The following is a 20,325-nucleotide window of genomic DNA, read 5'->3' on the forward strand; positions in this document are numbered from 1 at the left end:
AGAACGAAAACGCCCCCCGACGGTCTCCGTCGGGGGCGTTTTCGTTCAGGCACTTGTGCGTTCAGGCACTTACCCGAGCAGGCTCTCAAGCGTCAGTTCGCCGGCAATCAGGCGCCGCTTGGCGGAGACACTCAGCTGCTTGACGCGGTACTCGAGCTTGAGTGCCCGCGAGCGATCCCCGACCGCCTGTTGATAACACAACGTCAAGGGCCCCTTGCCACGCAGGGCACGCGCGCCCCGCTTGCCGCCGGCATGCTCGCTCAGGCGACGCGTCACATCGGTACTGATGCCGGTATAGAGGCGCCCCTGGGCCGTCTCGAGGACATACAGCCACCACTCGGATGACGTCTCGCCCGTCTGCGCCGCCGCGTCCGCGACACGCGGTTCTCCCGGCACAGTCGCTTCCGGCACAGTCGCTTCCGGCATGGCCGGATCAGCCACGCACGCTGGCAAGCTCGGCACGCAGTTTCGCCAGCACGCTGTCATAGCGGTTGGCATCGCTGTCGCTGCGCGCATTGAAGATGGCGGAACCCGCGACGAAGGTGTCAGCCCCGGCACGCGCGATCTCGGCGATGTTGTCGACCTTCACGCCACCATCGATCTCGAGACGGATGTTGTAGCCGGAGGCATCGATGCGCCGGCGCGCTTCACGCAGCTTGTCCAGCGTTCCGGGGATGAAGGACTGCCCGCCGAAGCCCGGATTGACGCTCATCAGAAGGATCATGTCGACCTTGTCCATCACATAATCGAGATAGGACAGCGGCGTGGCCGGATTGAACACCAGGCCGGACTTGCAGCCCGCGTCACGGATCAGTTGCAGCGAGCGATCGACGTGATCGGAGGCTTCCGGATGGAAGGTGATGAAGCTGGCGCCTGCCTCGGCGAAGTCACCGATCATGCGATCCACCGGGGTGACCATCAGGTGCGCATCGATCTCTGCCGTGATGCCATAGTCGCGCAGCGCCTTGCACACCATCGGACCGATGGTGAGGTTGGGCACGTAATGATTGTCCATCACGTCGAAGTGCACGATATCCGCACCGGACGCCAGCACATCCTCGACTTCCTGCCCCAGGCGGGCGAAGTCGGCAGACAGGATCGACGGGGCAATCTTGAAATCATTCGGCAGTAGATCAGACATGTCATCAGGCGCCATCAGCAAGTGGAAGGGGCATTTTACGTCACCCTCTCACAAAAGACAGGCACTGTGTGAAGCGTCAGGCTGTCCCGGCACCAGCGCTTGCGTTCCCCTCTGCGCGACGGACGCCGTCGTCATCGAGGTTGAAATTGGTGCATTAGCATCTGATAGTAAAACGGTTCGTCTGGGTAGCCACTCCCGATGCGACTCACGACAGCACGTGGCGCGCGCGTCACCGACGCCATGCAGCGACTCCAATAACGATAAAGGGACTACCACTCATGTTCGACACCCCTTGTGCAGCACGCAAGCGTCTGAAGACCTTCGCCGCGGCGGCACTGCTGCCTCTGGCAGGTCTGCTGCCCACCGCGATGCCGGCCGCCTTCGCGGACAGCAGCGCGATTCTGGAAGGCGAGCGTTTCCATCCGGTGGAAGGCAAGCATGGCATGGTCGCCACCAGCCATTACCTGGCCTCACAGGTCGCACGTGATGTCCTGGCGGAAGGCGGCAATGCCGTCGATGCCGCCGTGGTGGCCGGCTTCGCGCTGGCCGTGACCCAACCCCGCTCCGGCAACATCGGGGGCGGCGGTTTCATGCTGGTGTCCGATGAGAAGACCGGCAAGGTGGTCGCCATCGATTACCGTGAGAAAGCTCCGGCTGCGGCCAGCGAGACGATGTTCCAGAACGAGAATGGCGAAGCCGTGGCCGAGTGGTCTCGCTTCACGCATCGCGCTGCGGGCGTCCCCGGCACCGTGGCCGGTCTTGCCAAGGCATTGGAGGACTACGGCACCCTGACGCTCGAGCAGGCACTGGCTCCGGCCATCAAGCTGGCGGAAGACGGTTTCGTCATCCCGACCCGCTTCGCCAAGGGGCTGAGCGATGCCAAGGACCGCCTCGCCAAGTGGGACAGCACCGCCAAGGTGTTCTACAAGCCGGATGGCAGCAACTATCAAGCTGGCGAGCTGTTCAAGCAGCCGGAGCTGGCCGCGACGCTCAAGCGTATCGCCGCCAATGGCCCGCGCGAGTTCTATGAAGGAGAGACCGCCAGGCTGATCGTCGCCGAGATGGATCGACACGACGGCATCATGACGATGGATGACCTGAAGGCCTACGAGCCGGAAATCCGTGAGCCGGTCCATGGCACCTACCGTGGCTACGACATCTTCTCGATGAGCCCGCCCTCCTCCGGCGGGGCGCACATCGTCCAGATTCTCAACATGCTCGAGGGTGACGACATCCAGGCGATGGGCTTCAATTCCGCCGCCACCATCCACGTGATGGCCGAGGCGATGCGCCGTGCCTACGCCGATCGCTCCGAGTATCTGGGCGACACCGACTTCGTCGATGTGCCGCTGGCCGGCATCACCTCCAAGGACTACGCCAAGGAGCTGCGCGGCCAGTTCGACATGAACCAGGCCACGCCGTCCAGCGAGATCAAGCCCGGCAAGCCGCAGCCCTATGAATCCAACCAGACCACCCACTTCTCGATCGCCGATGGCAATGGCCTGGCCGTCTCCAATACCTACACCATCAACTTCAGCTACGGCTCCGGCATCGTGGTGGATGGCGCAGGTTTCCTGCTCAACAACGAGATGGATGACTTCTCGGCCAAGCCGGGCGTGCCGAATGCCTATGGCCTGATCGGTGGCGTCGCCAACAAGATCGAGCCGGGCAAGCGCATGCTGTCCTCCATGAGCCCGACCATCGTGATGAAGGATGGCAAGAACTTCCTCGTCACCGGCAGCCCCGGCGGCTCGCGCATCATCACCACCACGCTTCAGGTGCTGATGAACGTGATCGATCACGGCATGAACATCCAGTCGGCGGTCAGCGCTCCGCGCATCCACCACCAGTGGCTGCCGGATGAGATCCGCATCGAGGCGGGCATCAGTCAGGACACCATCCGCCTGCTCGAGGCGATGGGCCACAAGGTCGTCACCAAGGACGCCATGGGGGCCATCCAGTCCGTGATGATCCAGGACGGCACCTTCTATGGCGGTGCCGACCCGCGCCGCTCCACCTCCTCGGCCATGGGGCTTTGAGCGAGGCCACTCGCGCTGCGCCTGACGCTCTGAGCGATGCGTCATCTGCCTGACTGGTCAGGACCTGCGATACGGGCGACACTCCACGGTGTCGCCCGTTTTCATGTCGCTCGCGCTCAACCAGGTGCTCTCTTGTCCTCCTCAAAGTCTCTTTCCTCGGCCGATGCCCGTTGGCGGCAACTGGCCAGCCGTTACCCCGTCGCCCTCATCGCGCTGGCTCAGCTGTTCGGCACCAGCCTGTGGTTCACGCCCAATGCCGTGCTGACGCCAATGCTGGCGAGCTGGAACTTTGCCGGCGAGAGCGCTGGCGCTCTGGGGCAACTGACCTCCTCGGTACAGGGCGGCTTCATCGTCGGCACCCTGACCCTGGGGCTGGCGGGACTGGCAGACCGCTTCGCGGCACGCCACCTGTTCATGGCTTCGTGCCTGCTGGGGGCGCTGACCAACCTGGCGCTCATCCTCGCGCCGGGGCTGTTGAGTGCCTCGGCGCTGCGCGTGCTGACCGGCCTGGCGCTGGCCGGCATCTATCCCATCGGGCTCAAGCTGATGGTACAGACGGCCCCGGACCGCGCCGGAGCTGCACTGGCCTGGCTGGTCGGCATGCTGGTGCTGGGCACCTCGCTGCCACATGGCCTGGCTGCCCTGCAACTCAGTGGCAGCTTCTCGCTTCCCTGGGGGGCGGCGATCGGCATGGCCTCGCTGCTGGCCGTGGCCGGGGCCGGACTGGTGGCCTTGCTGCCCGCTGTCGCCCCGCCCGCACCAGCGCCTGCCTCGACGCAGACATCCTTGCTTGCCCGCGCGACACGAGGGTTGGCCGCCTGGCGTCATCCCGGTTTCGTGCGCGGCGCGCTGGGCTACTTCGGCCACATGTGGGAGCTCTATACGCTGTGGGCATTGGTGCCGCTATTGCTGACGACCATGGCCAGACTCAACGGCCTCTCACTCTCGGCCACGCAACTGGCGCTGCACAGCTTCATGGTGATCGCGGTGGGCGGGCCCGGTTGCGTGGTCGGAGGCTGGCTGTCGCGCACCCGCGGGAGTCTGTGGGTCGCGCGCCTGGGATTGGCGGGCTCGGTGATCCTCACCCTGCTGTTCGTCGGTGCCATGCAACTCGAGGCCGGCTATGGCCTGCTGCTGGGCCTGCTGGCGCTCTGGAGTCTGATGGCCGTGATCGATTCCCCGCAATTCTCCGCGCTGGCGGCCGGCGGCACGCCCGTCGAGCTGCAGGCCAGTGCGCTGGCCTTGATGAATGCCATCGGTTTCAGCCTGTCACTGGTCTCGATCGCCCTGCTGACCCCGCTGATCGCCGCACAGGGCAGCCTGTTGCTGCTGAGCATTCTGCCCGGCCCCTTGCTGGGGCTGCTGGCATTGACGCGCCGGGTGCCGCCCGGCCAGTGAGCGTCGCCGAACGGGAACAGCCATGAGCCAGAATTTCCACTACTCACCCGGCGCGATCTGACCCTATACTCGCGCCCATCAATCCGGGAGCCTGCCATTCAGCCGGCTCTCGTGATCCTTCCACTGTTGACCGGCCACCGGCCCGGGAGCCCGAACGATGATGCGACACCTGCGTATTACCTGCATGAGCGTGGCCTTGATGGCCACGACCGCGCTACTCAGCGCCTGCGGCACCAGCCCGCAACGCCTGTACGTCAACCCGCAGGTTGGCGAGATGGGGGTGGTCGGCCATGGCCAGCAGGTGGTGGTGGAAGTGCGCGACGAGCGACCCTCTGAGCGCATCGGCACCCGTGATGGTGCCACCAACGCCTCCAGCTATCTGGTGGTCCCGACCGGCGATCTGACGCCCAAGCTGGAGGCACAGGCCATCAGCGCCCTGCGCCGCATGGGCTTCGTGCCGGTGACCGCCGAGCAGGCCAATGCCGGTGCCACCGAACTGACCCTCTCGCTGACCGAGCTGGCCTATGGCGTGAAGCGCGGCGGTCTGCTCACCGACACCGCGGCACTCAACGGAGTGATCCAGGCGGTCACGGTCTCCGGCAAGCAGCGCTACACCGGCAGCTATACCGCCACGCGTGATCAGGGCTACGCCCTCAAGCCCAGCCAGGAGAAGAATACCGAACTGGTCTCTCTGGTGATCGGGGATGCCCTGACACGCGCCTTCCAGGACACCACCCTGATCCGCCAGCTGGACCAGTAAGTCTACTCGGGAGACGCGTCCAGCAGCCCCGCACCACCTGCTCGCCCAACGAAAACGCCACCGCCGCCCAATGGGCGGCGGTGGCGTTTCACGAGATGAGGCAGACCCGCCAGGCATCGCGGCGAGGTGGATCAGTCAATCACTCTCTGGGCCCCTTGCGCACCAGCGCCCAGACCGTCTCGCGCAGACCACGATCATCCGGCGCACGGCGCTCCAGCACCTCCAGCGTGAAATTGGCGCCCAACAGCCGCCGGATCTCCGCCTCCGAGACATGAAACGGCGGCCCTTGCTCACGTTCCGTGTCACGCTCGAGACTGATCAACAGGCCGCGAGCGCCGGGCGGCAACAGCTGAGCCAGATGGAAGGCATAACGCTGGCGAGTCGCCTCGGGCAGTGCAATCAGCGCCGCACGGTCATAGAAGGCATCGAGATGATCGACATGATCGATGTGGAAGTGGAAGAAGTCTCCGCACCACAGCTCGACCGGCCCCTGACGGAAGCATTCGAAGTGATCCAGTCGATAGCGCGAGACATCCCCGACTCCCTCGGCCACGAAGGCCTCACAGGCCTGACGCGCAAGCTCGATCCCCAGCACCGGATGCCCCTGAGTCGCCAGCCAGCGCATGTCCAGACTCTTGCCACACAGCGGCACCAGCACCTTGGCCTGGGGCGCGACGTCGAGACGCGGCCACCAGCGCTCCAGCGCCGGATGGGGCGCCGGCAGATGAAACCCGATCCGGCCTTCGGCCCAACGCGCAAGCCAGGGGTCACTGGCCGGGGCATTGCCTGACATCAACGCTGACACGGGGTCATCTGCTGACATGGGAGAGCCCTCCTGGAATCTGGAGATGCCCGAGTGCGGCGACACTCGGGCGAGTGGAGACCTTCACGAATTACAGGAAACCGTGACGCTTCTTCTTGCGGCGCGGCAGGTGCGGCACGATCAGGCCGACCAGCAGTCCGGCACCGGCCACACCACCGCCATACATGAAGTAACGCATCAGCAGGTCCTGCTTCTGGGTGTCCAGCAGCGCCTGCATCTTGCGCATCTTGCTGCGGGCCTGCTCAAGCTCCGCGGACTGGCTGTTGCTGGAGGCTTCCAGCTCCTCGATGCGGGCCTGACGCGTCTCGAGGCCAGCCTTCATGTCCGAGACCCGGGTTTCCCACTCGTCATTGATACCATCGAGCCTGGCCGTAAGCTCCTTGACCTTGCTGCTGAGGGCCGGCACACGCGCATTGACGCTGCGCGTGTCCTGAAGGTCGGCGGAAGGCAGCCAGACCACGTCACCGCTGGCGGTGCGGATCTTGCTGTAGTCATTCTGGACGTCGAGCAGCTCGACCGGCTGCCCGGCCTCCACCGTGCCCACGATACGGTAACCATCGGTGGGGCCGCTGCGCACGAAGGTGGTGAGATTGTCAGAGACCCAACGCTCGCTCGCGGCATTGGCCAGCGGTGCAGACAGTCCCAGCATCAGGCTGCCGGTGACGCCAAGCCCAAGCAAGGCACGGCGCAATGAGCGCAGGCTCACGCTGCCGAGTGAACGAAGGGAAAAGGTGCTGAGAGTGAGTGATCGCATCATGTCGCGTTCTTCATGGGTGTCTGAGGGCGGTGGTCGCCGCTGACGAGCAGGCATCGGAATCGAGGCTTCCGAACGCATCTGCCGAACACCGTCGACCGCTTGTCGGCATGCCGTGACATGCCTTGATCTGCCCATGCGCTGTCTGACAGGTTGCGTGACGCGAGGCTTCCTGCCTGACATCACTATACCGCTGGGACGTAGTAGATATTTCGCTGTCATCAGACATCCACACTTTCTGTGGATAAGTCTTGGGACAACGTGACGATGGAAGGTCCGCGCACGGCGAAATGCCTGCCTCGCCAACAAATCGTTTATTTTTTGACCAGCACCAGTGCCGCCACTGTCGGCATGAAAACCTCAATAAATCAAGCTATTGACAGCTGCCTGTTTGCCCTGCAACACGGGCTTGAGACGGATATCACACGCGGACGTCGCCAATCTGCCCGTGAGGATACCACAGCCACCCTCAGCCTGAAGCCATGCGTGCAAGCCTCTCGCCACTCCCGTCCCGCCCCCGACATTTCCATGAGAAACCCCAGAGCTTGCAGGGGCCGCCACGGTCTGAGGGCTGGCCGCATGCCCGTCAGACTCCTATACTATGCCGTCCTGATTTCGGCTCAGGCACGCAGTGAGCATCACGTCTCAAGGCTGCCACGCCCTCGATTCCCGCCAGGCTAAGGCCTCGGGGCTCATTCATCACAAGTCGCGCCCCTTCTTCCTGACCACTTCTCAAGCCCTCCGCCACCCAAGGTGTCGAGAGCCGGGAGTGAACGAAGGTTCGGCGCGCAGCTCAGAGCGTTCACACAAGGCAATGGCGAAGAAACTCTTCATCAAGACCCACGGCTGCCAGATGAACGAGTATGACTCCGCGCGCATGGCGGATCTGCTCGGCGAATCGCACCAGATGGAAGTCACCAGCGACGAATCCGAGGCAGACGTCATCCTGCTCAACACCTGCTCCATCCGCGAGAAGGCGCAGGAGAAGGTGTTCCATCAGCTGGGACGCTGGAAGAAGCTCAAGGAGAAGAATCCGGACCTGGTGATCGGTGTCGGCGGCTGCGTGGCCAGTCAGGAAGGCGACAACCTGCGCAAGCGCGCGCCACATGTGGACATGGTCTTCGGCCCGCAGACCCTGCACCGCGTACCGAAGATGCTCAATACGCGTCGCGAGAGCCTCAAGCAGATCTCCGTGGTCGACGTGACCTTCCCGGAGATCGAGAAGTTCGACAACCTGCCCGCGCCCAAGAGCGACGGCGCCAGCGCCTTCGTCTCGGTGATGGAAGGCTGCTCCAAGTACTGCACCTTCTGCGTGGTGCCCTACACCCGTGGTGAGGAAGTCTCCCGCCCCTTCGAGAAGGTGATGGATGAAGTCATCCATCTGGCCGACCAGGGTGTGCGCGAGATCAATCTGCTGGGCCAGAACGTCAATGCCTACGCCGGCCTCAACCTGCTGGGCGAGGAGATCGACCTGGCCGAGCTGATCAGCTGCGTGGCGCAGGTCGAGGGGATCGACCGCATCCGCTTCACCACCTCGCATCCGCTGGAGTTCAAGGACTCGCTGATCGAGGCCTTCGGCGAGATCCCCGAGCTGGTCAGCCACCTGCACCTACCGGTGCAGTCAGGCTCCAACCGCATTCTGGCGGCGATGAAGCGTGGCCACGATCGCGATCTCTACATCGACAAGCTCGAGCGCATCCGTGCGCTGCGTCCGGACATCAGCTTCTCTTCCGACTTCATCGTCGGCTTCCCGGGCGAGACGGATCAGGACTTCATGGACACCATGGACCTGATCGGCCAGATCGGCTTCGATCACTCCTTCAGCTTCATCTACTCGGCGCGCCCCGGCACCCCGGCGGCCAGCCTCGAGGATGATACGCCCGAGGAGGTGAAGAAGGAGCGCCTGATGATCCTGCAGGATCGCATCAATCAGCAGGCGATGCAGATCGGGCGCAAGATGGTCGGCACCACCCAGCGCATTCTGGTCTCCGGGTTCTCGCCGCGTGATCCGGGCCTGCTGTCCGGGCGCACCGAGAACAATCGCGTGGTCAACTTCCGCGCCGCCAACCCGACCGAGCTGATCGGCTACCTGGTGGATGTCGAGATCACCGAGGCCTATCCCAATTCGCTGCGTGGCGAGCTCGCCTCTCCCTATCGCTATTGATCACTCGTCGCTCCAGGGATTGACGAGGCGCCATCAGCCCCCACTATCCAGCGGATAGCCACGTTGGCCGTACAGGACAATTGCCCTGTACGGCCATCGCGCATTAAGCTCTTCTCAACGACGTGGCAGCCGGGTTTCACTCAGGTGAATTCCTTGCCCACCGCGACTCACGCATTCACCTGCATCAGGACATTCGACGCCTTGAGCCACCAGCCCCAGCAAGCCAATCGCATTCTCAACATGACGCTCGAGCCGGCAGACCCACAGCGTCTGGCCAGCCTGACCGGTCAGCGCGACGAGCACCTCAAGCTGATCGAATCCCGACTCGGTGTCACCCTGCGCAACCGCGGCAACGACTTCCAGATCGCCGGCCCCTCGGCTGCCGTCAAGGCCGCAGCCAACGTGCTGGAGCACCTCTATCGCGAGACCGGTGCCGGGGAAGTCGATGCCGAGACCGTCCATCTCTTCCTGCAGGAATCCGGTGTCGAGGCACTGGTGGAAGCCGCGGAAGACCAGGACGTCAGCTACGGCGACGTGGTGATTCGTACTCCCAAGGTGCTGGTCCGCCCGCGCGGCTTCAACCAGCAGGGTTACGTCACCGAGATGCGCAACCACGACATCAACTTCGGCATCGGCCCGGCCGGTACCGGCAAGACCTATCTGGCCGTCGCCGCTGCGGTGGAAGCGCTCAACAATCAGGAAGTGCGCCGTATCCTGCTGGTGCGCCCGGCGGTCGAGGCCGGCGAGAAGCTCGGCTTCCTGCCCGGTGATCTGGCCCAGAAGATCGACCCCTACCTGCGCCCGCTCTATGACGCCCTCTACGAGATGCTCGGCTTCGAGCACGTCAACAAGATGATCGAGCGCCAGATCATCGAGATCGCCCCGCTGGCCTACATGCGTGGCCGGACGCTCAACAATGCCTACATCATTCTCGATGAGTCCCAGAACACCACGCGCGAACAGATGAAGATGTTCCTGACGCGCATCGGTTTCGGCTCCACCGCCGTCATCACCGGGGATGTCTCGCAGGTCGACCTGCCGCGTGGTACCCAGTCGGGCCTTGCGCACGTGCTGGAAGTGCTCAAGGACACTCCGGGGATCAGCATCACCCGCTTCCTCGCCAAGGACGTGGTGCGTCACCCGCTGGTGCAGCGCATCGTCGAGGCCTACGACAGCTTCGAGGCCGAGGAAGAGAAGCAGGAAGGCGAGCGTCGCGAGAAGCGCCAGGCCGAGCGCGAAGCGCGCATGGCGGCACTCAATGCCCAGGGCAGCACGCCGCCTTCTGAGAACAGCTCGTCCAGTGACAGGCCCTCCGGCAATGGGGGTGCTCAGTGAGCCAGGCACCTGCCGTGGTCGTGGACCTGCAACTCGCTGTCACCGAGAGCGAGATCGATGGCCAGCCGTTGCCGGCGAGCCATCAGCTCGAGGCCTGGGTGGCCGCGGCGCTGGCAGGGGCCATGGCCGATGACGCCCTGCAGAGTGACGGCGAGGCGGATGACACCCCCTACGAGCTGACCGTGCGCCTGGTGGAAGAGGAAGAAAGCCGCGGGCTCAACCGCGACTATCGCGGCAAGGATTCCTCCACCAATGTGCTGTCCTTCCCGCATGAGCCACTGGATCTCGACGACTTCGCCCTGCCGGCCGAACTGGCGGAGCGTTTCGCCGAGGAAGCTCCGGGATTCGATGACGGTGAAGACGCCGGCCTCGACGGCCAGCCTCAGGGCGACATCGCTGACGACGATGTCATGCTGGAGTCAGGTGGCGTGGGGGATGCTGAGGCGCCGCAGACCCCGGAACTGATGACGGCTGAGGATGAGGCCGCGGATGAAGCGGACGACGCCTCGCGCTTTCTCGGCGACCTCGTCATCAGCGTGCACGTCGTGGCGCGGGAAGCGGCCGCCCAGGGCAAGTCCCTCGAGGACCATTTTGCCCATATGCTCGTGCATGGCACCTTGCACTTGCTAGGTTATGACCATATCGAGGACGATGACGCCGAGCATATGGAAGCCCTCGAGCGTGACGTGCTGGCAGGGCTGGGCATTGCCGACCCCTACCGGGAAGAGAATCAATGATGCCGATGCCCTTTCGCATCGGCAGCACCCGCCGTCGGGTAATGCCTGGTTCGTCCAGGCGTCACCCGGCAGCCCCGATACCCCCACGACGATGGGGTATCGCCACCGAGGAAAAGAGAAACTAACGCATGAGCGAAGACCGATCGGGAAGCCATTCGAAATCCTGGCTCGATAAGCTGTTCGGCGCCTTCTCAAGCGACACCGACGAACCCAGCTCCCGCAGTGAGCTGCTTCAGTTCCTGACCGAGGTAGGCCCACGCCTCAATCTCGATCAGGATGCGATTGCCATCATCGAGGGCGCGCTGGAAATCAGTGACCAGCAAGTCCGCGAGGTGATGATCCCCCGCTCCCAGATGCAGGCTATCCAGGTCGATCAGCGTCCTGAGGAGTACCTGCCGCTGATCCTCGAATCGGCACATTCCCGCTATCCCGTCATCGACGAGAACCTCGACGAGGTGCTCGGCATCCTGCTGGCCAAGGACCTGCTGCCGCTGATCCTGCAGAACGACAGCGAGCGCAAGCGCTTCGATCTACGCGAAGCCATCCGTCCGGCCATGTTCATCCCGGAGTCCAAGCGCCTCAACAGCCTGCTCAAGGAATTCCGCGAGACCCGCAATCACATGGCGGTGGTCATCGATGAATACGGCGGCACCGCGGGCCTGATCACCATCGAGGACATTCTCGAGCAGATCGTCGGCGACATCGAGGATGAGCACGACACCGATGAGGATGAGGATATCCGTGAGCTGGGCGACGGCCAGTTCGCCGTCAGCGCCCTGACCACCATCGAGGACTTCAACGAGCACTTCGCCACCGACTTCCCGGATGAAGAGTTCGATACCATCGGCGGTCTGATGATCCAGCGCTTCGGTCACATGCCACGTCGCCAGGAGTCGACCGACTTCGCCGGCTGGCGCTTCACCGTGCTCAATGCCGACAACCGTCGCATTCGCCAGGTGCAGGTCTGCCGCCTGGAAGATGCCACCGGTGATGCCCCGCCCTCCGCTGAGCATCGCGCGCACATCAGCGGTGAGTGACCCATGGCGCTGATGCCAGGCTGAATCGATAGAGGACAATGCCAGACATGCCCGACGGTGTGTCTGGCATTTTACAAGGAGAGCGGCATGTCCGAATCACCTCACCCGGCGGCCTTCAGGGGCACGTCGTCGTTGAGCAATGCGCTGGGCCACCTGCTGGCTCTGATCGCCGGTGTCTTGATCACCCTGAGTTTCGCCCCCTTCGAGCAATGGTGGCTGGGCCCGGTGGGTGCGGGGCTGCTCTACGGCGCCCTGCGCATGCCGAGCGGTGGCTTCCTGCGCGCCTGGTGGTATGGCGTCGGTCTGTTCGGCAGTGGCGCCAGCTGGGTCTATGTCTCGATCCATGATTACGGCTATACCGGCATGCCGCTGGCCGTGCTGCTGACGATGCTGTTCGTCTCCACCATGGCGCTGTTCCCGATGCTGTGGATGGGGCTGTGGCAACGCTTCTGCTCACGCCAGCTGGACGTGCTGTCGTTCGCTGCCGTCTTCGTCATCAGTGAGCTGTTTCGCACCTGGGCCTTCACCGGCTTCCCGTGGCTGCTGCTGGGCAACAGTGCGGTGGGGTCGCCGCTGGCCAATTGGGTGCCGATACTCGGGGTCTACGGCGTCTCACTGATCATCGCGCTGTCCGGTGCGTTGCTGTGGAACCTGGCGCTCAGGCGGCGCTGGCTGACCCTCGTGCCATTGGTGGTGATGTGGGGGGCGGGTCTGCTGCTGCCGACCAGCTGGACGCATCCCGGCGGAGAGCCGGCACGCGTCGCGCTGCTGCAGGGCAACCTGCCGCAGCTGATCAAGTGGAGCGCCGAGGGCCAGCGACGCGCGGCCAATACCTATGCCGCGATGACCCGGGCCGTGCAGGACGATGCCGACCTGATCGTGTGGCCGGAAACCGCACTGCCGATGCTGCGCGATCAGGCCGAGCCCTTCCTGGAACGCATCCAGGCGACGCTGCCTCCCAAGACCGGGCTGATCACCGGCATCGTCGAGCGCGACGCCGACAACCGCTTCTACAACAGCGTGATCCCCATCGATGACCCTTCGGCCCAGTACCGCAAGGAACATCTTGTGCCCTTCGGAGAATATGTGCCGCTGGAGAGCTGGTTGCGTGGCATCATCGGCTTCTTAGACCTGCCGATGTCGAGCATGCAATCAGGCGACAGTCAGCAGGAACCGCTGTTCGTGAGCGGGCTGCGTATCGGGGTCGCCATCTGCTACGAGATCGTCTATCCGGAGCTGGTTCGCCAGCGGGCGCTGAGCTCGACCGTGCTGCTGACCGTGTCCAATGACACCTGGTTCGGTCACTCCATCGGCCCGCTCCAGCACCTGCAGATGGCACAGATTCGCGCACTGGAAAACGGACGTTTCCTGCTGCGCGCGACCAGCAACGGGGTGACGGCGATCATCTCGCCACAGGGGGAGATCATTGCCCGCGCCCCGCAGTTCGAGGAAGCGACCGTCACCGGCGACATCCGCCTGCAGCTGGGCATGACGCCCTGGATGCGCTTCGGACTGCTGCCGATATGGATCCTGGTGGGCCTGCTGCTGGCACCGAGCCTGATGCTGGGCATCGGTGAACGTCTGGCGGCACGCCGTGGCATGAAGGCGTCCAGCTGATACGCTGCTCCCCCTATCCGCTGCCGGGAGATGCCCGGCAGCGCCTCTGAACAAGCGAGACCATCATGGGCTTCACCGAGTTTCTCGGCATCATCAAGGACCTGATACTGCCACCCGGCGGCCCGCTGCTGCTGCTGATCCTGACCATGCTGATCCTCAAGCGCTGGCCGACTCTGGCGCGGGCGTTGATGGCACTGGCCATTCTGGGCATGTGGCTCCTGGCGTCACCGGTCGTCTCCACACGCCTGATGGCCGGGCTTGAGCGCATTCAGCCCAGTGCACCGGCGGAATGGATTCAGGCTCAGGCGGTGGTCGTGCTGTCCGGTGGCCGTTACTACAATGCGCCGGAGCTGCAGGGACGAGACCGGATCAACGGCGAGACGCTCAGCCGGCTGGACGAAGGCGTGCGGGTCGCGCGCAACGCCGAGCTGCCGATCCTGCTGACCGGCGGCAAGGTCTCGTCATCGGACGATGGCACCCTGGCGGAACTGATGCAGCGCTCGCTGATCGATGAATTCGATTACCCGGCGCGCTGGCTTGAGAACCGCAGCGAGAATACCCAGCAGAATGCGCGCTACACTCGCGAGATGCTCAAGGAAGACGACATCAACAAGATCGTGCTGGTCACCAGTGCCTGGCACATGCCGCGCGCGATGCGCAACTTCCAGAATCAGGGCTTCCGCACCATCATTCCGGCCCCGGTGGGATACACCACCGTCTCCGGGCTGGGAATCGATGCCTGGATTCCCAACAGCTCCGCGCTGACCCAGTCACGCTGGGCACTGCACGAGTGGATCGGCTGGCTGGTGGGTCGCTAGACGCATCGAGGCCACCGATCAGAGACACGACGGGCTGCCCATGGGCAGCCCGTCGTGTCTCTGGTCATCAATGCCACCCTGCCACGCTCACGCTCTCAGGTGACCTCCTGCATCCAGCTGGCCTGCCTGAGCCAGGGCCCCAGCTGGCGACGCTGGAAAGCCGGGTCCCGCGTCCATTCATCGCATCCGACATGGGCATTGCCCGCGGGAAGCTCACCCAGCACATCATCGGGAAACGCCAGGCTGGCGCGCGAGTTCACCTTCAGCGAATAACAGCGGTCATGGCTCATGAGGCTGGTACGCAGATAGCGCCAGACGCGCTCCTTGAGAAACCATTGATCGATGTTTGGGGTTTCCACCTGCCGGGGACTCCAGTCCGCCAGCATCCCCTCCATCGAGGGCAGCACCCCGGCGACACCTCCCCAGAGTCCCGCCAGCACGAGATCGGTATGCGTCCACCAATCGCGCATCACATGGAAGAAGCGCCCGGAAGTCAGCCACATCTGCACGGCTCGTACCTCGCGAAGACTGATGACACTGTCGCAGTCCCGCACCAGGAAATAGCCAACGCCGGGATCATCCGCGACCGCAAATCGCCAGCACAGCCGCTGTCTGAGTGAGTCGGTCTTCGGACGTTCCACCAGCTCGGCGTCCAGCTGCCGGGCGATGTCCAGAAAATCCTCTGGCACACTGTCGTCGTGATACAGCCGCACCTGCCAGCCCGGGTAGAGCACCGGTGCCAGCAACAGGTTATGCAACATGCCATTCAGATAACGCGGCCCCTGGCCCCAGAGACCATAGGACAGCACTCGCCGCTTGCCGGCTGCCACCGCCGATGGGGCTCTGGAGGGCAATGCCCAGTCCTTGGCAAGCGGCTGGTCTCCGTACGCGACATCCTTGAGCTCCAATGCGCGACTGCCGAAGCCACGTGCCTGAGCATGGCGCCCCAGGCGTGCACAGCAGGAGGCCAATGCATCGAACAGTACCGGATTGCGGCTTCCTCCATCGACCAGCCTCTGCCCAGCGGCGATGGCCCCTGACGCATCACCCGCCCGCGACAGGCATACCACCCGATTGAGGGCGATTTCTTCATCCTCGGGGCATTCATCACAACCCTGGCCGAGTATCTGACCGGCAGCGCGATAATCCCCCAGCAGGAACAGGTAGTAGGACACCTGCTTGAAGAGGCCCGCGGCACGCGGGCGAGCCTGTTGATTGAAATGCGCGATCATGCACTGGACGGCTCGGGCGCGATGCCCTGCCGTCCACGCCTGATGCGCTGGCAGGAACCAGTCGTGCGGTGTCGCCATCAGTCCCGGGGGTCCGCATCGGTTGATGACGCGGGTTGCGGCGCCCCGCGTGCGAAGAAACGGTGCCCACAGGCATGGCAGGGCTCCAGTACGCTGGGGCGCGTCAAGGTCGTGATGGCCTCACAATGCACGCAGTGCAGCAGCCCCGGCGCGATGACTTCTCCACTGGTGTAGTCGGCGCGAGCGGCCTCGAGATCTTCCTCGAAGTGCGCGCGGTCCACCACGGTGCGATCCGCGATGGACATCAGCGCGGAACTGACGCTGCGCGACAGCACGTCGAGATCAATCCCCAGCCAGCTGGCGACCCCTTCGCCACCGGCCGCCAGGTGGCGACGGAATTCCTGCATGTCCCGCTCGACCCAGGCACGCAGCAGCGCCAGCTCGTCACGGGTGAACTCCTCGACCTCGGCCTCGAACTTCACCGCTTCATCCAGCTCGGCCTTGAGCCCTTCCCAGGACAACTCGCCGCTGCTGTCTTCCAGACGCGTCAGGATTCGCCCATAGGCATCGCCGAGACGTCCTTCCCCTTCGCCCTGCGGCTGGCGGGAGGGCATCGGGGTATCTTCAAAGCCGCTGTCATGCGAGGACGTGGTGGCACTGGCGGGATCGTGCGGATCACGGGGTTCACGTGGTTGGCTCATGGACTCTCCTTGTATCATCAGCGTCTCCCGGTCTGCGGGAGGCATGGGGCGCTCTCTCAAGCATGGTGGTGTTGGCGTTGCTTCACAAGCCACACCCACTCGTGGCCGCCTGCAGGACGTGACGCAGGTCAGGATATCGCGTCACCCTGTCAAGACCGGTCTCACGGCGGGCCATGGCAGTCGCCTCCCCTACCTGAGGCCTGGCGTCTGGGGTAGACTTGACCCCATCGCTGACAGTGGCGGCCTTGCCAAGCGGACCGCCCATCTCTTCACGCCCTGCCTGCCCGCTTGGACAGGTACAGGCCAACGCCAAGGTAGCAACGGACCCGATGGACTCACAGGATACGTCTCAACAGTACGCTCCCGACAAGATCGAACAGGCTGCCCAGCAGTACTGGGAGAAAAATCAGTGCTTCAAGGCGGTGGAAGATGCCAACCGCGAGAAGTTCTACTGCCTGTCGATGTTCCCCTACCCCAGCGGCAAGCTGCACATGGGGCACGTGCGTAACTACACCATCGGTGACGTGATCTCGCGCTTCCAGCGCATGCAGGGCAAGAACGTGATGCAGCCGATGGGCTGGGATGCCTTCGGCCTGCCGGCGGAAAATGCCGCGATGAAGAACAACGTCGCGCCGGGCAAGTGGACCCACGAGAACATCGCCTACATGCGCGATCAGCTCAAGGCGCTGGGCTTCGCCTACGACTGGAGCCGTGAGTTCGCGACCTGTGATCTCGAATACTACCGCTGGGAACAATGGTTCTTCGCCAAGCTGGTCGAGAAGGGAGTCGTCTACAAGAAGAGCTCCATCGTCAACTGGGACCCGGCGGACCAGACCGTGCTCGCCAATGAGCAGGTCATCGACGGCCGTGGCTGGCGCTCCGGCGCGCTGATCGAGCGCAAGGAAATCCCGCAGTGGTTCCTGCGCATCACCGACTATGCCGAAGAGCTGCTGGCCGACCTCGACAAGGTCGAGTGGCCGGAACAGGTCAAGACCATGCAGCGCAACTGGATCGGCAAGTCGCGGGGTGTCGAGCTGAGCTTCGGCCTCGATGCCAAGGCAAGCCAGGTGCAGGAATCCCTGACCGTCTTCACCACGCGTCCGGATACCCTGATGGGCGTGACCTACGTCGGTGTCGCCGCCGCTCACCCGCTGGCCAAGGCCGCGGCGGAGCACAATGCCGAGCTTGCAGAGTTCAACGCCGAATGCGCGCGTGGCGGCACCAGCGAAGCCGACATGGCGACCATGGAAAAACGCGGCATGGATACCGGCTTCAAGGCCATCCATCCGCTGACGGGCCGTGAAGTGCCGGTCTACATCGCCAACTTCGTGCTGATGGAATACGGTACCGGTGCCGTGATGGCCGTGCCGGCCCACGACGAGCGCGACCACGAATTCGCCACCAAGTACGGCCTGCCCATCGAAGCCGTGATCGCCGATGCCGACGGCAACGCGCCTGACGTCAGCGAGGCTGCCTTCACCGAGCACGGCGTGCTGATCAACTCCGGCGACTTCAATGGGCTCGACTTCGAGAGCGCCTTCGATGCCATCGCCGCACGTCTGGTCGAGCAGGGCCGTGGTGAGGTCAAGACCAACTTCCGCCTGCGCGACTGGGGCGTCTCGCGTCAGCGCTACTGGGGCGCGCCGATTCCAGTCAAGAATGGTCCGAATGGCGAATCCATCCCGCTGACCGACGACGAGCTGCCGGTCGAGCTGCCACTGGAAGTCGAATTCGACGCCTCCGGCGGTTCGCCGATCAAGAAGATGCCGTCCTTCAGTGACCTGGGCGATGGCTGGCAGCGCGAGACCGACACCTTCGACACCTTCATGGAGTCCTCCTGGTACTACGCGCGCTTCTGCTGCGCGGACAATGCCGAGGCCATGCTGGACGAGCGCGCCAACTACTGGCTGCCGGTCGACTACTACATCGGCGGCATCGAGCACGCCATCCTGCACCTGCTCTACTCGCGCTTCTTCCACAAGCTGATGCGTGACTTCGGCCTGGTCGACAGCGATGAGCCGTTCAAGCAGCTGCTGACCCAGGGCATGGTGGTCGCGGATACCTACTACCGCATCAACGAGAAAGGCGGCCGCGACTGGTTCAACCCGCTGGACGTGGACGTCGAGACCGACGACAAGGGCCGTGCCATCAAGGCCGTGCTGAAGTCCGATGGCCTGCCGGTGGAGATCGGTGGCACCGAGAAGATGTCCAAGTCCAAGAACAACGGCGTGGACCCGCAGTCGATGATCGACCGCTTCGGCGCCGACACCGTACGTCTGTTCATGATGTTTGCCGCACCGCCCGAGCAGTCGCTGGAGTGGTCCGATTCCGGTGTCGAGGGCGCGCATCGCTTCGTCAAGCGCGTCTGGCGCCTGGTTCACGAGCACGTCGCTGCCGGCACCCCGGCCGCGTTGGACGTGGCAGGCCTGAACGATGACCAGAAGGCGCTGCGTCGCAAGACGCACGAGACGATCGCCAAGTGCAGCGATGACATCGGCCGCCGTACCACCTTCAACACCGCCATCGCGGCCGTGATGGAGCTGGTCAACGCCATCAGCCGCTTCGAGGACGCCTCCGAGCAGGGCCTAGCCGTCAGCCGTGAAGCCGTCGAGGCCTGCGTGCTGTTGCTGTCACCGATCATCCCGCATGCCAGCCACTCGCTGTGGGCGACACTGGGCCACGAGGAAGCCGTGATCGACGCCAGCTGGCCGGTCGCGGACAGGGATGCGATGAAGAAGGACAGCATCGAGCTGGTCGTGCAGGTCAACGGCAAGCTGCGGGCGCGTCTGTCCTTCGCCGCCGATGCCGACCGTGATGCCATCGAGGCTGCTGCCCTGGCAGATGCCAACGTCACCAAGCACACCGATGGCAAGACGGTGCGCAAGGTCATCGTGGTACCGGGCAAGCTGGTCAACATCGTCGCCAACTGAGGCGATACCGGGGCACGCCCCGCACCCGGCGCCTGAGCGCGTCGGGCTCCTGCCAGCCATCCACATCCTCTTGCGGATGGCTGGCAGCCAAATTTCGTGCGCGGCATGGCTTGCGGGAATCTCCGGAGCATGCAGCGCTCTCGCAGGACATTCATGACACTCGTTCATGACAGGAGGTCACGGTGACGCAGGCGAATTCCAACAGTGCATCAGTGGACGCATCACGCAGCCCCGGCGAGACCGCAGCGTCAGCTGCCCCGCGCCGGTCGGCTCCTCGCCGCCTGATGGCGGCCATTGGCGTCGGCGTCGCGCTGACGTTGAGCGGCTGTGGCTTCCAGCTGCGCGATTACGACGCCACGCCGATGGCCATCACCGAACTCGATGTCCAGGCACCGAACACCGATACCCACGACGCGCTGCGCGAAGCGCTCAAGCAGGCCGACATCCGCCTGAGCGATGATGCACCACTGCGCCTGAATCTGGGCAAGCTGAATGAAGACGTCCATCAGATCACCTTTGGTGATGCAGGCAGCATCAAGCGCGAGCTGACCTATCGTGTCGTCTACTCGCTGCAACGCAAGTCGGACGGTGCCTACCTGGCCAACCAGCAGGAGCTGGAAGCCAGCAGCGACTACTACACCAACGACGACAACCTGCTCAACACCGATGACGTGCGTGAACGTGCCGGTGAGCAGAATGATCGTGAGCTGAGTCGTCAGCTGATGGACCGCCTGCGCGCCATCACCCCCTGAACTCTCTGAACTGGCGAGACGCTCACCAGTAGACCGCACCATCATCACGGCTCCGCGCTATCGGGCAAC

Annotated in this window: 17 protein-coding genes; 11 read left to right on the plus strand and 6 right to left on the minus strand. The window is 64.0% G+C overall.

The window, feature by feature from the left end:
• Positions 1-69: 69 nt before the first annotated feature.
• Both QD172_RS05815 and rpe read right to left on the minus strand, forming a co-directional pair.
• Positions 70-426, minus strand: a complete 357-nt coding sequence (locus tag QD172_RS05815) for a GIY-YIG nuclease family protein (protein ID WP_077371413.1) — start codon at positions 424-426, stop codon at positions 70-72.
• Between the two features lie 7 nt (positions 427-433).
• Positions 434-1,141, minus strand: a complete 708-nt coding sequence (gene rpe, locus QD172_RS05820; RefSeq protein WP_077373074.1) for a ribulose-phosphate 3-epimerase — start codon at positions 1,139-1,141, stop codon at positions 434-436.
• A gap of 368 nt (positions 1,142-1,509) precedes the next feature.
• Here rpe and ggt point away from each other — a divergent pair, with 368 nt between their 5' ends.
• The 3 genes from ggt to QD172_RS05835 all read left to right on the plus strand — a co-directional run bounded on the left by ggt (position 1,510) and on the right by QD172_RS05835 (position 5,338).
• Positions 1,510-3,180: a gamma-glutamyltransferase gene (gene ggt / locus QD172_RS05825; protein ID WP_279855241.1), complete on the plus strand. Its 1,671-nt coding sequence runs from the start codon at positions 1,510-1,512 to the stop codon at positions 3,178-3,180.
• Positions 3,181-3,312: 132 nt separating this feature from the next.
• Positions 3,313-4,578, plus strand: coding sequence for an MFS transporter (locus QD172_RS05830; protein ID WP_279855215.1), 1,266 nt, complete (start codon positions 3,313-3,315; stop codon positions 4,576-4,578).
• A gap of 157 nt (positions 4,579-4,735) precedes the next feature.
• The gene (locus QD172_RS05835) at positions 4,736-5,338 is read left to right on the plus strand and encodes a YajG family lipoprotein (RefSeq protein ID WP_279855216.1); all 603 of its coding nucleotides are present in this window, start codon (positions 4,736-4,738) and stop codon (positions 5,336-5,338) included.
• 139 nt (positions 5,339-5,477) lie between these two features.
• On the opposite strand, the gene tmpT is transcribed toward QD172_RS05835, so the two are convergent.
• On the minus strand, positions 5,478-6,161 hold the full coding sequence (tmpT, locus tag QD172_RS05840) for a thiopurine S-methyltransferase (protein WP_279855217.1): 684 nt from the start codon (positions 6,159-6,161) through the stop codon (positions 5,478-5,480).
• 70 nt (positions 6,162-6,231) lie between these two features.
• Positions 6,232-6,918, minus strand: a complete 687-nt coding sequence (locus QD172_RS05845; RefSeq protein WP_307722825.1) for a TIGR04211 family SH3 domain-containing protein — start codon at positions 6,916-6,918, stop codon at positions 6,232-6,234.
• A gap of 811 nt (positions 6,919-7,729) precedes the next feature.
• Here QD172_RS05845 and miaB point away from each other — a divergent pair.
• The 6 genes from miaB to QD172_RS05875 all read left to right on the plus strand — a co-directional run bounded on the left by miaB (position 7,730) and on the right by QD172_RS05875 (position 14,623).
• Complete coding sequence (gene miaB / locus QD172_RS05850) at positions 7,730-9,079, plus strand: tRNA (N6-isopentenyl adenosine(37)-C2)-methylthiotransferase MiaB (protein WP_279855242.1); 1,350 nt, start codon at positions 7,730-7,732, stop codon at positions 9,077-9,079.
• A gap of 240 nt (positions 9,080-9,319) precedes the next feature.
• Entirely contained in the window at positions 9,320-10,414 is a 1,095-nt protein-coding gene (locus QD172_RS05855; RefSeq protein ID WP_191237901.1) for a PhoH family protein, read from the plus strand.
• A 122-nt stretch (positions 10,415-10,536) separates the two neighbouring features.
• The gene (gene ybeY / locus QD172_RS05860) at positions 10,537-11,151 is read left to right on the plus strand and encodes an rRNA maturation RNase YbeY (protein WP_279855244.1); all 615 of its coding nucleotides are present in this window, start codon (positions 10,537-10,539) and stop codon (positions 11,149-11,151) included.
• 128 nt (positions 11,152-11,279) lie between these two features.
• Positions 11,280-12,188 (plus strand): transporter associated domain-containing protein, encoded by a 909-nt coding sequence (locus QD172_RS05865; RefSeq protein ID WP_077371396.1) that lies wholly within the window; start codon positions 11,280-11,282, stop codon positions 12,186-12,188.
• Positions 12,189-12,275: 87 nt separating this feature from the next.
• Positions 12,276-13,805, plus strand: coding sequence for an apolipoprotein N-acyltransferase (gene lnt, locus QD172_RS05870; protein ID WP_279855218.1), 1,530 nt, complete (start codon positions 12,276-12,278; stop codon positions 13,803-13,805).
• A gap of 65 nt (positions 13,806-13,870) precedes the next feature.
• Positions 13,871-14,623 carry a YdcF family protein gene (locus QD172_RS05875; protein WP_077371390.1) on the plus strand — a complete coding sequence of 251 codons (753 nt, stop codon included), beginning with the start codon at positions 13,871-13,873 and terminating at the stop codon, positions 14,621-14,623.
• A 95-nt stretch (positions 14,624-14,718) separates the two neighbouring features.
• Here the strand turns inward: QD172_RS05875 and QD172_RS05880 are convergent, their stop codons facing one another.
• Positions 14,719-15,933 (minus strand): hypothetical protein, encoded by a 1,215-nt coding sequence (locus QD172_RS05880; RefSeq protein ID WP_279855220.1) that lies wholly within the window; start codon positions 15,931-15,933, stop codon positions 14,719-14,721.
• Complete coding sequence (locus QD172_RS05885) at positions 15,933-16,574, minus strand: zinc ribbon-containing protein (protein ID WP_308457316.1); 642 nt, start codon at positions 16,572-16,574, stop codon at positions 15,933-15,935. Before QD172_RS05885 ends, QD172_RS05880 begins: the two co-directional genes overlap by 1 nt.
• Positions 16,575-16,903: 329 nt before the next feature.
• Here QD172_RS05885 and leuS point away from each other — a divergent pair, with 329 nt between their 5' ends.
• Both leuS and lptE read left to right on the plus strand, forming a co-directional pair.
• Positions 16,904-19,504: a leucine--tRNA ligase gene (gene leuS, locus QD172_RS05890; RefSeq protein ID WP_279855221.1), complete on the plus strand. Its 2,601-nt coding sequence runs from the start codon at positions 16,904-16,906 to the stop codon at positions 19,502-19,504.
• Between the two features lie 182 nt (positions 19,505-19,686).
• Positions 19,687-20,256, plus strand: a complete 570-nt coding sequence (gene lptE / locus QD172_RS05895; RefSeq protein WP_084209267.1) for an LPS assembly lipoprotein LptE — start codon at positions 19,687-19,689, stop codon at positions 20,254-20,256.
• Positions 20,257-20,325: the final 69 nt, after the last annotated feature.

This window comes from Cobetia sp. 10Alg 146 (assembly GCF_029846385.1).
Lineage (GTDB): Bacteria > Pseudomonadota > Gammaproteobacteria > Pseudomonadales > Halomonadaceae > Cobetia > Cobetia marina.

Bases quoted from the DNA above. Each gene is read 5' to 3' on its own strand.
- QD172_RS05815 (WP_077371413.1), bottom strand. From the start codon at position 426: ATGCCGGAAGCGACTGTGCCGGAAGCGACTGTGCCGGGAGAACCGCGT.
- rpe (WP_077373074.1), bottom strand. From the start codon at position 1,141: ATGTCTGATCTACTGCCGAATGATTTCAAGATTGCCCCGTCGATCCTG.
- ggt (WP_279855241.1), top strand. From the start codon at position 1,510: ATGCCGGCCGCCTTCGCGGACAGCAGCGCGATTCTGGAAGGCGAGCGT.
- QD172_RS05835 (WP_279855216.1), top strand. From the start codon at position 4,736: ATGATGCGACACCTGCGTATTACCTGCATGAGCGTGGCCTTGATGGCC.
- tmpT (WP_279855217.1), bottom strand. From the start codon at position 6,161: ATGTCAGCAGATGACCCCGTGTCAGCGTTGATGTCAGGCAATGCCCCG.
- QD172_RS05845 (WP_307722825.1), bottom strand. From the start codon at position 6,918: ATGATGCGATCACTCACTCTCAGCACCTTTTCCCTTCGTTCACTCGGC.
- miaB (WP_279855242.1), top strand. From the start codon at position 7,730: ATGGCGAAGAAACTCTTCATCAAGACCCACGGCTGCCAGATGAACGAG.
- QD172_RS05855 (WP_191237901.1), top strand. From the start codon at position 9,320: ATGACGCTCGAGCCGGCAGACCCACAGCGTCTGGCCAGCCTGACCGGT.
- ybeY (WP_279855244.1), top strand. From the start codon at position 10,537: ATGGCCGATGACGCCCTGCAGAGTGACGGCGAGGCGGATGACACCCCC.
- QD172_RS05865 (WP_077371396.1), top strand. From the start codon at position 11,280: ATGAGCGAAGACCGATCGGGAAGCCATTCGAAATCCTGGCTCGATAAG.
- lnt (WP_279855218.1), top strand. From the start codon at position 12,276: ATGTCCGAATCACCTCACCCGGCGGCCTTCAGGGGCACGTCGTCGTTG.
- QD172_RS05875 (WP_077371390.1), top strand. From the start codon at position 13,871: ATGGGCTTCACCGAGTTTCTCGGCATCATCAAGGACCTGATACTGCCA.
- QD172_RS05880 (WP_279855220.1), bottom strand. From the start codon at position 15,933: ATGGCGACACCGCACGACTGGTTCCTGCCAGCGCATCAGGCGTGGACG.
- QD172_RS05885 (WP_308457316.1), bottom strand. From the start codon at position 16,574: ATGAGCCAACCACGTGAACCCCGTGATCCGCACGATCCCGCCAGTGCC.
- leuS (WP_279855221.1), top strand. From the start codon at position 16,904: ATGGACTCACAGGATACGTCTCAACAGTACGCTCCCGACAAGATCGAA.